The organism is Alkalihalobacillus sp. MEB130, from assembly GCF_032335535.1.
Lineage (GTDB): Bacteria > Bacillota > Bacilli > Bacillales > Bacillaceae_D > Halalkalibacter.
The window spans coordinates 150218-166427 of the sequence record NZ_JAOANA010000003.1; the positions used below are offsets into that span (position 1 = coordinate 150218).

Annotated in this window: 13 protein-coding genes; 12 read left to right on the forward strand and 1 reads right to left on the reverse strand. The window is 39.2% G+C overall.

Annotated features, from left to right (window positions below):
• Positions 1-6: 6 nt before the first annotated feature.
• The 7 genes from pheT to N0O92_RS04355 all read left to right on the forward strand — a co-directional run bounded on the left by pheT (position 7) and on the right by N0O92_RS04355 (position 10217).
• Entirely contained in the window at positions 7-2433 is a 2427-nt protein-coding gene (pheT, locus tag N0O92_RS04325) for a phenylalanine--tRNA ligase subunit beta (protein WP_315613423.1), read from the forward strand.
• Positions 2434-2663: 230 nt separating this feature from the next.
• Complete coding sequence (zapA, locus tag N0O92_RS04330; protein WP_315613424.1) at positions 2664-2939, forward strand: cell division protein ZapA; 276 nt, start codon at positions 2664-2666, stop codon at positions 2937-2939.
• Position 2940: 1 nt separating this feature from the next.
• Complete coding sequence (locus tag N0O92_RS04335) at positions 2941-3480, forward strand: CvpA family protein (protein ID WP_315613425.1); 540 nt, start codon at positions 2941-2943, stop codon at positions 3478-3480.
• Between the two features lie 136 nt (positions 3481-3616).
• Positions 3617-5338 (forward strand): DNA polymerase/3'-5' exonuclease PolX, encoded by a 1722-nt coding sequence (polX, locus tag N0O92_RS04340; RefSeq protein WP_315613426.1) that lies wholly within the window; start codon positions 3617-3619, stop codon positions 5336-5338.
• A gap of 73 nt (positions 5339-5411) precedes the next feature.
• Positions 5412-7772 carry an endonuclease MutS2 gene (locus N0O92_RS04345; protein WP_315613427.1) on the forward strand — a complete coding sequence of 787 codons (2361 nt, stop codon included), beginning with the start codon at positions 5412-5414 and terminating at the stop codon, positions 7770-7772.
• Between the two features lie 17 nt (positions 7773-7789).
• Positions 7790-8203 (forward strand): DUF350 domain-containing protein, encoded by a 414-nt coding sequence (locus tag N0O92_RS04350; protein WP_315613428.1) that lies wholly within the window; start codon positions 7790-7792, stop codon positions 8201-8203.
• A gap of 307 nt (positions 8204-8510) precedes the next feature.
• Positions 8511-10217: a long-chain-fatty-acid--CoA ligase gene (locus tag N0O92_RS04355; protein WP_315613429.1), complete on the forward strand. Its 1707-nt coding sequence runs from the start codon at positions 8511-8513 to the stop codon at positions 10215-10217.
• A gap of 156 nt (positions 10218-10373) precedes the next feature.
• Here N0O92_RS04355 and N0O92_RS04360 read toward each other — a convergent pair whose 3' ends face one another.
• Positions 10374-11057: a hypothetical protein gene (locus N0O92_RS04360; protein WP_315613430.1), complete on the reverse strand. Its 684-nt coding sequence runs from the start codon at positions 11055-11057 to the stop codon at positions 10374-10376.
• A 157-nt stretch (positions 11058-11214) separates the two neighbouring features.
• Here N0O92_RS04360 and N0O92_RS04365 point away from each other — a divergent pair, with 157 nt between their 5' ends.
• The 5 genes from N0O92_RS04365 to N0O92_RS04385 all read left to right on the forward strand — a co-directional run bounded on the left by N0O92_RS04365 (position 11215) and on the right by N0O92_RS04385 (position 16202).
• Entirely contained in the window at positions 11215-12915 is a 1701-nt protein-coding gene (locus tag N0O92_RS04365; protein WP_315613431.1) for an AMP-binding protein, read from the forward strand.
• A gap of 99 nt (positions 12916-13014) precedes the next feature.
• Positions 13015-13605 carry a TetR/AcrR family transcriptional regulator gene (locus N0O92_RS04370; protein WP_483860624.1) on the forward strand — a complete coding sequence of 197 codons (591 nt, stop codon included), beginning with the start codon at positions 13015-13017 and terminating at the stop codon, positions 13603-13605.
• 14 nt (positions 13606-13619) lie between these two features.
• The gene (locus N0O92_RS04375; protein WP_315613432.1) at positions 13620-14390 is read left to right on the forward strand and encodes an enoyl-CoA hydratase; all 771 of its coding nucleotides are present in this window, start codon (positions 13620-13622) and stop codon (positions 14388-14390) included.
• A gap of 50 nt (positions 14391-14440) precedes the next feature.
• Entirely contained in the window at positions 14441-15211 is a 771-nt protein-coding gene (locus N0O92_RS04380; RefSeq protein WP_315613433.1) for an electron transfer flavoprotein subunit beta/FixA family protein, read from the forward strand.
• A 13-nt stretch (positions 15212-15224) separates the two neighbouring features.
• The gene (locus N0O92_RS04385) at positions 15225-16202 is read left to right on the forward strand and encodes an electron transfer flavoprotein subunit alpha/FixB family protein (protein ID WP_315613434.1); all 978 of its coding nucleotides are present in this window, start codon (positions 15225-15227) and stop codon (positions 16200-16202) included.
• Positions 16203-16210: the final 8 nt, after the last annotated feature.

Genomic DNA, 16210 nt, shown 5'->3' on the forward strand with positions numbered 1-16210 from the left:
GAAGAAATGTTAGTCTCATATAAATGGTTACAAGATTATATTGATGTGAAAGATTTATCTGCACGTGACATTGCGGAGAAAATGACTCGTGGAGGAATTGAAATTGATTTTGTTCACGAATTAAACAAAGGTATTAAAGGAGTCGTTGTTGGATTTGTAAAAGAATGCGAGCAACACCCAAATGCCGATAAATTAAATGTGTGCCAAGTGGATATAGGTGAAGAAGAGCTTGTCCAAATTGTATGTGGTGCACCAAATGTAGCTGCAGGACAACATGTTGCTGTAGCAAAAGTAGGAGCAGTCCTACCAGGAAACTTTAAAATTAAAAAAGCGAAGCTACGAGGAGAAGTGTCTCAAGGAATGATCTGTTCCTTGCAAGAACTTGGCATTGATAGCAAATTAGTTCAAAAAGAGTTCTCAGAAGGCATCTATGTTTTCCGTGATGAGGTTGAAGTGGGAAGTGATGCACTTGCAGCCTTAAACCTAGATGATGAAGTATTAGAATTAGATCTGACACCAAATCGTTCAGATTGCTTAAATATGCTTGGTGTCGCTTACGAGATTGGTGCGTTGTACGAACGCGAAGTGACTCTTCCAACGATTGATGTCGTCACAAATGAGGAAGAAGCATCAGATTACATCGCTGTAACGGTGGAAGCGGAAGAGGACAACCCTTACTACGGTGCTATTGTAATTAAAGATGTAAAAGTCGGGACTTCTCCGCTTTGGTTACAAAACCGTTTGATGGCTGCTGGAATTCGCCCGATAAGCAATGTTGTGGACGTAACGAATTACGTTTTGCTTGAGTATGGTCAGCCTTTGCATGCATTTGACTATGATCGTTTTGGCTCTAAAGAAGTCGTTGTTCGCCGTGCTCATGAGGGTGAAACGATTGTGACGTTAGATGACCAAGAGCGCACTTTATCTAATGACCATTTAGTTATTACAAATGGCAAGGAACCAGTAGCTGTTGCTGGGGTTATGGGTGGAGCAACATCTGAAGTACATGAAGGAACAACAACGGTTCTGTTAGAGGCCGCATACTTTAAAGGGGCAACCATTCGCAAAGCCTCTCGTGATTTAGGATTAAGAAGTGATGCGAGCACAAGGTATGAAAAAGGGGTTGACCAAGATCGCGTCCTTGCTGCAGGAAGACGTGCTGCTGCTCTGATTGCTGAATTAACTGGCGGCACCATTGTCTCTGGTGTTGTTGAAAAAGACTTATTATCGTATGAAATGGCAACCGTTCGTCTTGATTTAGAACGAGTTAACAATCGTCTTGGAATGAATGTGACATTAGAAGAAGCCGCTTCGTTCATGTCACGTTTAGGGTTTACGTTTGAGCAAGATGGTCAAGTGTTGCATGTTACCATTCCGTCTCGCCGTGCGGATATCCAAATTGAGGAGGACTTGATGGAAGAAGTAGCAAGATTGTATGGCTATGATCATATTCCAACAACACTTCCTGTCGGTGCAACGACTCAAGGGGCATTAACGGATTATCAAAAAAAGAGACGACACGTTCGTCGAGTATTAGAACGTTCAGGCTTGTCTCAAGTGATTACGTACTCGTTAACAAGTCCGGAAAAAGCAAAAGGATTTGCGTTTGAAACAAACCAAACATCACCGGTTCGTTTAGCGATGCCGATGAGTGAAGATCGCAGTACGATGCGTACGAGCTTAATTCCACACTTGTTTGATGTACTAAGTTACAACAATAACCGTAAAAATCCTAATGTACATGTCTTTGAAATTGGTTCGATATTCTTAACGGATGAAGAAACATTAACAAAGCAACCAACGGAACGCGAAATGGTTGCTGGTGCGTTAACGGGTTTATGGCATGAGCATAGCTGGCAAGGCGAGAAAAAGGCCGTTGATTTCTTTGTTGTCAAAGGGATTCTTGAAGAATTGTTTAGCGAATTAGGTGTAGAGGGACAAGTTGTGTTTGAGCAAGCTACGTTACCTGATTTGCATCCTGGTAGAACGGCTCTTGTGAAACTTGATGGAAAAGAAATTGGTTTTGTTGGACAAGTTCATCCAGTTGTCCAGAAAGAAGTTGGGATTAAGGAAACGTATGTATATGAGCTTGAACTTAGTTCGTTGCTTACGCATGATACGACATCAGTCGTTTATCAATCATTGCCACGCTATCCAGCCATGGTTCGTGACATTGCGCTTGTCGTTGATACTCATCGTTCTGCTGGAGAAGTGGAGGCTGTCATTCGTTGGGCTGGAGGAGAATTGTTAAAGCACGTTCGTGTCTTTGATTTGTATGAAGGTGAACATATGGAAGAAGGAAAGAAATCTCTTGCGTTCTCCTTAACTTATCTTGATCCAGAGCGAACGTTAACGGATGAAGAAGTAACCGAAGCTCATAATGAAGTGTTGAAAATGCTAGAAGAACATGTTGGAGCTACACTAAGAGGATAAATGAACAGGTTGCCTGAGTTGAAGGACTCAGGCAACCTTTTTTATAGGATAGAAGAGGAATATTGTAAGAAATGCCATAATACGTATGGAAATAGAAGAAATTTGCCGAAACCTTGCTATTTTTTTGTATCACTGTATTTCTTTAAATGTACCTTCATGGTATGATAGAAGATGGTATTTTTATGGATTATTCAACATTGCATTTGACTTGTAGATAGGAGGCTTATTCCGTGGCAAAGCAAAAAGGTAAGCAACGGATCACTGTTTCAATATATGGTCAACAGTACACAGTCGTCGGTGAAGAGCCTCCGAACTATGTAAAAGATGTCGCCCATATAGTGGATCAGAAAATGAGGGAAATAAAAAAAATGAACCCTTATCTTGATACCACTCGTTTAGCAGTATTAACGGCTGTAAACATTGTGGATGATTATATGAAATTGAAAAAGGAAAATGAAATGTTAAACGAAAAAGTCAACGAAGATCGATCGACAGGAGACGATTAACATGCTAAGCTTTCTCATTCTATTTATCTTATTTTGTAGTTTTTTCATTGGTAGAAGAAGAGGCTTTATTCTCCAAATCATTCATCTAATTAGCTTTATCGTGGCTATTGTTGTAGCCTATACATATTTTGGGGAATTTGCCACATACATTCGTCTATGGGTTCCATATCCACAGTTTTCTTCAGACAGTACGGTTGGTATGATTATTAATACATTTGATGCAGAAAGTGTCTACTATTCAGGGATTGCCTTTGCTATTCTCTTTTTTGGAACGAAGATCGTTTTACATTTATTAGGATCGATGTTGGATTTTCTTGCACACTTGCCAATTCTACGATCTATCAATCATTTACTTGGTGGAATTCTTTGCTTTTTAGAAACCTACCTTATTTTGTTTATTATACTAATTGTCGTTGCACTACTTCCAATTGAGGTTGTTCAAGACTTGATGCAACGTTCGATTGTGGTTCAACTCATGCTTAACCATACTCCATTCTTATCTGATTGGATCAAGGATCTTTGGATAAATAATCAAATTTAGAAAACAGAATAGATGAAGAAAGAGGGTATCTAGTAAAGGGATCGAATGACCTTGGTGGATGCTCTCTTTTTCGCTTGAGTACATGCGTTGATTTTGCCTACCAACTATCGGTATGATGGATAGAAAGAAAGGGACGATGAAGATGAACAAGAAAGATGTTATAGGTTTTTTGGAAACAATCGCTACGTATTTAGAAATCAAAGGAGACAACCCTTTTAAAATATCTGCTTATCGCAAAGCTGCATTGGCATTAGAGTCTGATGAACGGACGTTAGAAGAAATTGATAATCCTGCATCTTTGAATGGCATTGGCAAAGGAACAGCAGAAGTCATTCTTGAACTAAAACAAACAGGGGCGTGTTCTTTACTGACTCAGCTCCAAGAAGAAGTGCCTTCAGGTCTTTTGCCTCTTTTAAAGCTTCCTGGATTAGGAGGCAAGAAGATCGGAAAACTATACAAAGAATTAAATGTTGTTTGTATCAATACGCTCAAGCAAATGTGTGAAGAAAAAAGAGTACAACAACTTGCTGGCTTCGGAAAGAAAACGGAGGAAAAAATATTGCTTGCTATTGAAGAAGCGAGCACTAGGCCAGAGCGGTTAGCTCTACCACTTGTGTTACCGATTGCTCAGTCTATTGAGCATGCGCTTATGGAGATGGACGGGGTACAACGCTTCTCAAGGGCAGGAAGTTTGCGTAGGTTACGGGAGACCGTGAAAGACTTAGATTTTATTATTGCTACAACAGAACCGGAAAAAGTAAAGGCTGGTCTTTTAGACTTAGAAGATATAAGCAAAGTCATTGCAAGTGGTGATACGAAAGTTTCTGTTGAAATTACCGGAGAATTCCCCATTTCTGTTGATTTTAGACTCGTACTTCCTGAAGAATTTGCAACCACTCTCCATCACTTTACAGGATCAAAAGATCATAATGTGAAAATGCGTCAGTTAGCCAAAAAACGTGGCGAGCGTATAAGTGAGTATGGAGTTGAAGACTTAGAGACAGGTGAAGTGAAAACATTTGATACGGAAGAAGAGTTTTTTGCTCATTTTAATCTGGCGTTTATTCCTGCTGAAGCAAGAGAAGATCAGGGTGAAGTGGAAAAAGCAGATGAAACCAGTTCTTTACAGGTGTATGTATCGGACCAACAAATTCGAAGTGACTTACACATGCATACGACATGGAGTGATGGCGCTCATTCCATCGAAGAAATGGTCGAAGCTGCTAGAGCAAAAGGATATGAGTATATAGCTATAACAGATCATTCAAAGTATTTGAGAGTAGCGAATGGACTGTCAGTTGAGCGTTTAAAAGAACAGCATGCTAAAATACGAACACTAAATGAAAAGTATGAAGATTTCACGATCTTAACGGGAATTGAAATGGACATTTTGCCAGATGGGACTCTCGACTATGATGATGATGTACTAGCTGAAGTTGATTTTGTCATTGCTGCTATTCATTCATCCTTTCAGCAAGATAGGGACATGATTATGAAGCGGTTAAGAACAGCACTTGAGAGTAAGCATGTCGACTTGATCGCTCATCCTACTGGCCGTTTGCTAGGACGACGAGAAGGATATGATGTAGACGTTGAGATGTTGATACAGCTAGCAAAAGAAACAAATACAGCACTTGAGCTAAACGCCAATCCGCACCGATTGGACTTATCTGCACATTGGCTTAAGAAAGCAGAAGAAGCGGGTGTTGTGATTTCCGTTAATACGGATGCCCATAACAAAGAATCATTGGATTTGATGTCTTACGGAACATCGGCAGCAAGAAAAGCGATGCTTCATCCAGACTCCATTATAAATACATGGTCTCTCGATAAACTACAAGCATTTTTGAAACGTTAGACTTGAGCAAACTACTTAAATAGGGAAGGTTATATGGTTACAGTCCCACTTCGTATGAGAAGGAGTTACGTCTATGGAACGAGTACTACGGGTATTAGAATTTGAAAAAATGAAAGGTCAGTTGCTTGATCACGTTTCCTCTTCCTTAGGAAGACGGAAAGTGGAGCAGCTGCATCCATCTACAGATATAGAAGAAGTTCAAAAATGGCAACATGAAACAGCTGAAGGTGCGAAGGTTCTAAGGTTAAAAGGACAGGCTCCCTTAGGAGGGATTACAGATGTTGCTGCAAATGTGAAACGAGCAAAAATTGGAGGCTCTTTATCGGCAAGTGAACTCATCGCCGTTGCAAGTACGATTTATGGTGGACGGAGATTAAGAAAATTTATTGTAACAATGGTTGAAGAAGAGGAAATTGAGTTGCCTTTGTTATTTGAATATGCGATGCAAATCGAATCCCTCACTGATGTGGAACGTGAAATAAAACAATGTATTGATGATAATGGTCATGTGTTAGATTCAGCAAGTCATGAACTAAGAACGATTCGTTCGCAAGTTCGTAGTTATGAGTCTTCGGTTCGTTCGAAGCTGGAGAATATGACAAGATCCTCTAGCACACAAAAAATGTTATCTGATGCCATTGTAACGATACGAAATGATCGTTTCGTTATTCCAGTGAAACAAGAGTATCGTAGCTCATTTGGCGGAATTGTTCACGATCAGTCCGGTTCAGGTGCAACTCTATTTATTGAGCCTCAAGCGATTGTGACATTGAATAATCAATTACGAGAAGCAAAAGCAAGGGAAAAGCAAGAAATTGAACGAATCTTAGCAAAGCTTTCGAATGAAGTAGCAGAAGTGGCGGACTTCTTGCTACATAATTTAACGATTCTGGCTGTGTTGGACTTCATATTTGCCAAAGCTCGTTATGCTCATCAAATAAAAGCAACGGAACCGAAGCTAAATGAAGAAGGTTATATGTTTTTAAAAAGAGCGAGACATCCGTTGTTAGATGAGGAAGAAGTTGTGCCTATTGATGTAGAATTAGGTGGGGAGTATCGATCGCTTATTATTACTGGACCAAATACAGGGGGAAAGACAGTTACACTAAAGACGGTTGGTTTGTTAACTCTTATGGCACAAGCTGGGTTGCACGTTCCGGTGGAAGAAGAATCTGAACTTGCTGTATTTAAACAAGTATTCGCTGATATAGGTGATGAGCAATCGATTGAGCAGAGCCTGAGTACATTCTCTTCTCATATGACGAATATCGTAGACATATTAGGAAAAGTCGATTTCCAAAGTCTTGTGCTATTCGATGAGTTAGGGGCAGGGACGGACCCTACGGAAGGAGCAGCTCTTGCCATTTCGATATTGGACGATGTATATCAACGAGGAGCTTGTATCGTTGCTACGACACACTATAGCGAACTAAAAGGATATGCGTATAATCGAGAAGGAGCCATTAATGCAAGCGTAGAGTTTAATGTAGAAACATTACGTCCAACTTATCGTCTTCTTATTGGTGTTCCAGGACGAAGTAATGCATTTGCGATTTCAAGAAGATTAGGATTAGATGAGCGAGTCATTGAAAAAGCAAAGGAACAAATAGATAGTGAAACAAATCAAATTGAAAACATGATCTCTTCTCTTGAAAGTAGTCAAATATCTGCTGAATCCGAACGAGACAAAGCACGGTCTCTCCGTTTAGAGGCTGAACAGCTACGGGAAGATTTACTCAATCAACTTGATCAGTTAGAGCATGAGAAAGAACGCATTCTGAAAGAGGCGGAAGAGAAAGCAGAAAAAGCGGTCAAAGAGGCAAAAGAAGAAGCAGAATTCATTATTGGTGAATTGAGAGAAATGCAAAAAGAAGGCCTTTCTGTCAAAGAGCATCAGATTATTGATGCGAAAAAGCACTTGGAACAAGCGGCACCTAAGTTAACAACAAAACAAAAGAAAATTAAAAAAGATGCGGCAAAAGCCAAACAAAACATCCAAGTTGGCGATGAAGTGAAAGTTCTAAGCTTTGGACAAAAAGGATTTATCGTTGATAAAATTAATGATCAAGAATTCCAAGTACAAATGGGAATTATGAAAATGAAAGTAAAGAAAGATGATCTACAATTATTAGATCGTCCCAAACCAATTGAAACGAAGCCTCTTGCCATGATTAGAGGAGGAGAGTCTCATGTGAGGGCAGAGCTAGATCTTCGTGGTGAGCGCTTTGAAGATGCGATGCTTCTTGTTGAAAAATATATTGATGATGCATTGCTCGCGGGCTATCATCAAGTATCAATCATCCATGGAAAAGGAAGCGGAGCGTTACGCAAGGGAGTAAAACAGCTTTTGAAAAAACATCCACACGTGAAAGGTGAACGAGATGGAGGCATGAATGAAGGCGGCCTTGGTAACACAGTAGTTGAATTGAAATAAAAGAGGCGAATGGATATATGGATGTACTATTTGAAAATGAATGGATACGAATAGCAGCCTACTACAGTGTTTCCATCCTTGCCCTTATTTTGTTTTTAACCATATTCGAGACGGTGACACGTTATCGTAATTGGGAAGAAATCAAAAAGGGCAATATCGCTGTAGCGCTAGCGACTGGTGGGAAAATCTTTGGTGTTGCGAATATTTTTAGGCACTCGATTGCCTATTCAGATTCACTATTAATGATGCTATCTTGGGGCGTGCTTGGTTTTTTCTTATTGCTGGTAGGATACTTTGTATTTGAGTTTCTTACACCTGGCTTTAAGGTGGATCAAGAAATTGAGAAGGATAATCGGGCAGTTGGTTTTATTGCTATGATCATTTCAATTGGATTGTCTTACGTGATTGGGGCAAGTATTATTGCTAGATAAAGGAGTCTTGCAAGTGGAGTTATTAATGAAAATTTTATATGTTAGTTGTGGATTGTTTATTATAGCAGGAATTATTTTTATGCTCTTTTATGCTCCGTAACAGCAAACGGCCTGATCTTGAAATAATAGATCAGGCCGTTTTAAATTTTAGAACTTTTATTTGTACTCAAGTGGGAAAGTAAGATTATTTTAAAAAAATATTAAAAATAATCAAAAAAAGATTCAAAATTGTAAGCGATTACAATAGAATAGAATAGAGGAGAACAATGAGAAAGGAGTAATAACAATTTGTTAAGGAGGAGATAGAGTGACGACAGTGGAAAAAATATGGTTACAGAACTATCCTGAAGAAGTTGCCCATTCCATCCAGTACGATGAGAGTTGCCTTCACGAATACTTAAAGAGATCAACGGAAAAGTATCCAAACAAACATGCCCTTCATTTCATAGGTAAGGACATTACGTACCGCGAACTGTATGAAGAATCAAAGAAGTTTGCCAATCAACTACGTTCACTTGGTGTGGGTAAGGGAGATCGAGTAGCAATTATGCTCGCCAATTGCCCGCAAGGTGTTATTAGTTATTACGGAGCACTTATGATTGGAGCGGTCGTCGTTCAGACTAATCCTCTTTATGTTGAAAGAGAGTTAGAACATCAGTTGATTGATTCAGGAGCCAAAGTGATCATTTGTCTTGACCTTGTTTTTCCACGAGTACAAAAAGTCCGTTCCAAGACCAAGTTAGAATACGTTATCGTTACAGGTATTAAAGACTATCTGCCTTTTCCAAAAAATTTACTCTATCCATTTGTTCAAAAGAAAAAAATAGGAATTAAAGTTGATGTTGTATATGATAAGAATACGATCGAATTCAAGCCATTTCTAAAAGCTGGTTCTACTAATGAAGTAGATATTGATATAGATCCAGTTGAGGATTTGGCATTGTTGCAGTACACAGGGGGGACAACAGGGCTCGCTAAAGGAGTTATGCTTACTCACCAAAATCTAGTTGTGAATACAATGCAATGTATTCACTGGATATACAAAACCACTCCTGGTGAAGAGAGGGGCTTAGCGGTACTTCCTTTCTTCCATGTGTACGGTATGACCGTTTGCATGAATTTAAATATTATGAATGGCTTCACTACTGTGATTTTACCAAAGTTTGAGACAAAAGATGTTTTGAAGACAATAGACAAACAGAAAATCACACTATTTCCGGGTGCTCCAACGATGTATGTTGCCTTAATTAACGATCCAACCATTAAAGACTATGACCTTTCATCCATCAAAGCATGTTTAAGTGGAGCAGCTCCTTTGCCATTAGAAGTTCAACAAACGTTTGAAAAGCTAACAGGTGGAAAACTTGTGGAGGGATACGGGTTAACAGAGACCTCGCCAGTTGCGGTCGCAAATCCAATCTGGGGAAGGCGGAAAACAGGAAGCATTGGTATTCCATGGCCAGATACGGAAGTGATCATTTTGTCTGCTGAAACGGGTGAAGCAGCTGAAGTTGGAGAAGTAGGAGAAGTTGCCATTCGAGGTCCGCAGGTGATGAAGGGGTATTGGAATCGCCCAGAAGAAACAGCCCGTGTTTTTAGAGGAGATTGGTTCCTTACCGGGGATATGGGGTACATGGATGAAGAAGGGTATTTTTATATCGTCGATCGAAAAAAAGATATGATTATTGCGGGTGGATTTAATATTTATCCTAGGGAGATTGAAGAAGTACTATATGAGCATGAAGCTATTCAAGAAGCTGTCGTTATTGGTGTTCCAGATGAATACCGAGGAGAAACAGTCAAAACATTTATTGTGTTAAAAGAAGGCAAAAGTTTAACTGAGAATGAACTAGATCAATATTGTAGAAAGCATTTAGCCGCTTATAAAGTACCTAAGTTTTATGAATTTAGAGAAGAGTTACCCAAAACGCTTGTAGGGAAGATTTTGCGTCGTGTACTAGTTGAAGAAGAAAAGAAAAGACGTGAAGCCGAGGAAAAAGTTAGCAATGAATAATAGGGAATGTTCTATTCTATCTTAATTAATAAGTCCTACGTAATGTTAAACGTTACGTAGGACTTGTATTTTCATGGCTGTTTTCGTAAAGATGCTACAATGGAACGGACATCTTGAGAACACGTACCCATAGAATGTACCTACATGTTTGAGAAACTAGTGATATGGATTCTTCTCTGCTATTTGCTCATCCCCAAACAGTTCAATGACAAGCTCACCTTTGTAGTGTATCCTGACGAGACCTTGTTCTTTTGCGAAATGATAGACGGTATCATTCATTTCAACTGGAAGAGTCGTTACCTCTTCACCGCTCATGAGAGAAACCTCTTCACGTTGATCGGTCATGTAAAAAAATACCTTATTTTCATTGTGGTCTTCTTCAAGATAATCTTCAAGTAACTGTACAGGATCTTCTCCCATATCTAACGCTTCGTTAATGGAATCAAATGGTTCACTGTCTTCTTTAAATTCATGGGTAATGATGATCTGTTCATTTTCTTTATTTATTTCAAGAATTCGATAAAAAGCAACTGCTTGAGCTTGATGACCTAATGCTAAAGCGTGGCTTTTATTTTTTGCAAGAAACGTCATGCCTTCTCCGAGTCCTGTACCATCATGATACATATCATAGTCAGATAACGGTTTAAATTCATTTACAATCTCTTCAAAAGAAGAAGTTTCTTCCTTTGGCTCTTCGATCGTTTGCCCTAATTCATCGTCCGTAATGGGTTCTAGTTCTTCGTTTTCTGGGAGCGTTTCATTAGGAACCTCTTCGGTCTGGCAAGCAGTACATACCGCTAAAAAACAAGCAAAGAAAAACAATGATTTTACTATGTTCACACTTATCACCTCATCTTAAAGTAGTTCACAAAATGTAAAGAAACAAAACATCAAAGAAAAAAATAATAAAAAACCATTTAAAAATGAATGAACATTCATTACAATAAAGAAGAGAGGATGAATAAAAGAGAGGAGTTAAAAAAAGGAGGCTATTTGCTTGATAAAAGAAATCAAGAAAAATTGGCTGGAACAATACCGTGAAGAGATACCAACTACGATTAAATATCCAGAGTTATCGTTACATGAGTTGATCGAACAGGCGAGCGAACGTTATCCCAATCATATAGCACTTGAATTTCTAGGGAAGTCACTTACATATAGTGAATTCATTCAATCTGTTAGAAGGTTTGCTAATCAATTGCAAATACTCGGTTTAAAAAAGGGAGAACGTGTTTCTATTATGTTACCCAATTGTCCTCAAGGTGTGATTGCTTATTTCGCAACATTAATGGCGGGGGGCATTGTAGTTCAAACGAATCCATTGTATGTAGAACGAGAACTGGAACATCAGTTGGTTGATTCTGGGGCGAAAATGATTGTATGTTTGGATTTACTGTATCCAAGAGTAATGAAAGTAAAGAAAGCAACAGAAATTGAACATATTATTGTAACCGCTTTCAAAGATTACCTCCCTTTTCCTAAAAATGTAATCTATCCATTTGTGCAAAGGAAAAATACTGGTTTAAAAGCAAATGTAACGTATAACGAACATACACACTCTTTCTTGCAATTAGTGAAAGAAGGTTCAGATGTACGTCCTGCTGTTTCGCTTAACACAAAAGAAGATATAGCCTTATTGCAGTATACAGGGGGGACAACAGGAGTTGCGAAAGGGGTAATGCTAACCCATTTTAATTTAGTCGCTAATACGCTTCAGTGTCGTCATTGGCTTTATCAATTAGAAGAAGGAAAGGAGCGAACTCTAGCAGCATTGCCGTTTTTTCATGTATATGGTATGACAACGTGTATGAATCTTACTTTGTCCATGGGAAATGCCTTGCATATGGTTCCAAGATTTGATCCAATACAAATATTAAAGATCATTCATAACAAAAAGATTACCTCTTTTCCAGGGGCGCCTACGATGTATATTGGGTTAATAAACAATCCTAAAATTTCAAAGTATGATCTTTCATCAATAAAAGCTTGCATAAGTGGGTCTGCCACGCTTCCCGTTGAAGTTCAAGACCAATTTGAGAAAGTAACGGGTGGTAGGTTAGTAGAAGGCTATGGACTTACGGAAGCTTCACCAGTCACTCATTGTAATTTAGTTTGGGGTGAACGCAGACGTGCGAGTATTGGTTTGCCATGGCCTGACACGGAAGCCGTTATTTTGTCGATGGAAACGGGAGAACCGGTCGAGCAAGGCGAAATTGGAGAATTAGTTGTTCGTGGTCCGCAAGTAATGAAAGGATATTGGAATCGACCGGAAGAAACCGCCGCAATCATGCAGGGAGAATGGCTAATAACTGGAGATCTTGGTTATATGGATGAACAAGGTTTTTTCTATATTGTTGATCGAAAAAAAGAAATGATTATTGCTGGCGGATTTAATATTTATCCAAGGGAAATTGAAGAGGTCCTTTATAATCATGAACAAATACAAGAGGCGGTCGCGATTGGTATTCCCGATGAATACCGTGGTGAAACGGTGAAAGTATTTGTTGTAAAAAAAGAAGGAGCAACGTTGACCGAAGAAGAATTAAATACGTATTGTCGTAAGAACCTTGCAGCTTATAAAGTTCCAAGGAAGTACGAATTTAGGGATGAACTTCCAAAAACAATGGTTGGCAAGATATTAAAAAGAGTATTAATAGAAGAGGAAAAGCAAAAGATAGGTAAAGCAAAAACAAGTTAAAAAAATGAAAATTTTAAGAGGGATACATTGACAATAACGCTCTTTTTCACTACAATAAGATATATGAATGAATGCTCATTCACTAAAGGAGAGACAAAAGTGGGAAAGAAAAAAGGACCAAAATACAACCAGATTATCGATGCAGCAGTAAAAGTAATTGCCAACCATGGCTACCATCAGGCTCAAGTTTCAAAAATTGCAAAAGAAGCAGGTGTAGCAGATGGAACAATTTATTTATATTTTGAGAACAAAGAAGATATACTAACATCTTTATTTGAAGAAAAGATGGGGAGATTCGTAGACATTATTCGTAGTCGGATGACAGCTGATTTGTCGACGGAAGAAAAGTTTTTGCTTCTCATCACATTGCATTTAGAGCAACTTCAAGAGGATAAAGATCTTGCCATTGTGACTCAACTTGAATTACGTCAATCTAACACAGATTTACGAATGAAAATTAATGAGATTTTAAAAGGTTACTTACTGCTTGTGGATGAGTTATTAACAGAAGGAAAATTGAATCATTTTTTTCCAGAAGAGTTGGATAACCGTTTAGCAAGACAAATGATTTTTGGAACGATTGATGAAGTTGTTACAAATTGGGTAATGAAAGAATGCAAATATGACTTAATCAGTTTATCAAAACCCGTCCACAAAATGTTACTCGGCGGATTACGCTCAACTTCGTGAAGGGAATGAAAAATATGGAATTTTTTAACGTCACGATCAGTGAAAAAGTTGCTACGATAACGTTACACAGACCACCTGCTAATGCTTTATCAAAAGCCGTTTTGCAAGAGCTAGACCGTCTCCTATCGACACTTGAGGGCAATAATGAAGTACATGTTCTTCTCATTCATGGAGAAGGACGGTTCTTCGCAGCTGGTGCAGACATCAAAGAATTCACAGAGAACGATGAAAAGGAGCAAGCTAACCAGGCCCGACTAGGACAGCAATTATTCGACCGAATCGAAGCCTACCCCAAACCAGTAATTGCTGCTATACATGGGGCTGCTTTAGGAGGTGGGCTAGAGCTAGCTATGGCATGTCATATTCGCTTAGCAACAGAAGATGCAAAGCTAGGATTGCCAGAACTCCAACTTGGTATTATTCCAGGGTTTGCTGGAAGTCAAAGACTTCCTCGCTTCGTCGGTACGGCGAAAGCTTGTGAGATGCTTTTAACGAGTGAACCGATCACAGGAAAAGAAGCGAAAAAATGGGGACTTGTCAATTCTACGTATTCAGAAGACTTACTTTTACCAGAAGCACAAAAGCTTGCAAAAAAAATAGCAGAAAAAAGCACCACTTCTGTCAAAATGACACTTGAGCTTTTACGTTATAGTCAGCCAACCACTCATGAACAAGGTTCAATTCGAGAAGCTGAACTATTTGGTCAAGTATTTAACACACCAGATGCGAAAGAGGGAATACGTGCCTTTATAGAAAAACGGAAACCTAACTTTAACCAACATTAGAAATACATCAAATCTTTAAAGCTATGAAACTATTCTTGGGAGGGAAGAACATGAATATTTTTGTCATTATGAAGCGTACATTTGATACGGAAGAAAAGATCACAGTAACTGGAAATAAGATTGATGATAGTGGTGCCGAGTTCATTATTAACCCTTATGATGAATACGCGATTGAAGAAGCAATTGTGTTGCGAGATGAACATGGTGGAGAAGTAACTGTAGTGACAGTGGGAGAAGAAGAGGCTGAAAAAGAGCTAAGAACAGCCTTAGCCATGGGAGCAGATAAAGCTGTCTTAATTGACAGTGAGGATCTTGATGAATTAGATCAATTCACAACATCGACTCTTCTGGCAGCCTATTTAAAAGATCAGGACATTGATCTTATTTTAGGAGGAAATGTAGCGGTAGATGGGGGATCAGGTCAAGTTGGACCCCGCGTTGCTGAATTGCTAGGCATGCCACAAGTTACAACGATCACGGGCATAACCATTAATGGAAATAGTGCAACCATTGTAAGAGACGTGGAAGGTGATGAAGAAACAGTTGAAGTATCTCTTCCTGTACTTGTAACTGCACAGCAAGGCCTAAATGAGCCAAGATATCCATCACTTCCTGGAATTATGAAAGCGAAGAAAAAACCATTAGAAACCCTTGATTTAGATGATCTTGATCTAGAGGAAGAAGATGTTGAAGCGAAGACGACAACGTTAACCATTTTCTTACCACCAGAAAAACAAGCGGGAAAAGTACTTGAAGGAGACGCCGCATCTCAAGTAAAAGAACTTGTCTCATTATTAAAATCAGAAGCAAAAGTTATTTAGGGGAGGGATTACAATGGCAAAAAAAGTACTCGTTATAGGAGAGGTTAGAGAAGGAGAACTACGAAACGTCTCTTTTGAAGCGGTAGCTGCAGGAAGAACGGTAGCGAATGGTGGTGAAGTGATCGGTGTTCTTTTAGGAGAAAATGTAAGCGGTTTATCTTCTGAATTAGCTCAATATGGTGTGGATCGAGTTGTCGTAGTGGAACATGCCGAATTGAAGAGTTATACAACGGACGCTTATCAACAAGCTCTTTTACAAGTATTTGATGTAGAAAGTCCAGAAGGGGTTATTCTTGGTCATACGTCGATCGGAAAAGACGTTGCTCCTCGATTGGCTATGAAGTTATCAGCAGGACTAATTTCAGATGCCGTATCGGTTGAACTTGATGGTGATGACGCTGTCTTTACACGCCCGATTTATTCAGGAAAGGCGTTTGAAAAGAAAAAAATCAAAGAAGGCATCGTATTTGCCACTATTCGTCCTAATAATATTACGGCAATCGAGCCTGATCCATCTAAAACGGTCGATGTTAGTAATTTGTCAGTTGATATTAAAGATTTACGTACAACAATCAAGGATGTGGTTCGTAAAGCAACAGGAGGCGTAGATCTTTCGGAAGCAAACGTTATTGTAGCTGGCGGTAGAGGTGTGAAAAGCAAAGAGGGGTTTGCTCCGCTACAAGAGTTAGCTGATTTGTTAGGGGGAGCCGTCGGTGCATCTCGCGGAGCGTGTGATGCAGATTACTGCGACTATGGTCTTCAAATTGGTCAAACAGGGAAAGTTGTCACACCAGACCTGTATATTGCCATCGGGATTTCTGGAGCCATTCAACACTTAGCAGGGATGTCAAACTCTAAAGTGATAGTAGCGATAAATAAAGACCCTGAAGCACCAATCTTCGAGGTAGCAGACTACGGCATCGTAGGAGACCTGTTTGAAATTGTTCCTTTATTAACCGAAGAATTAAGAAATGTGCTCGTTTCAAATTAAAAACCCAT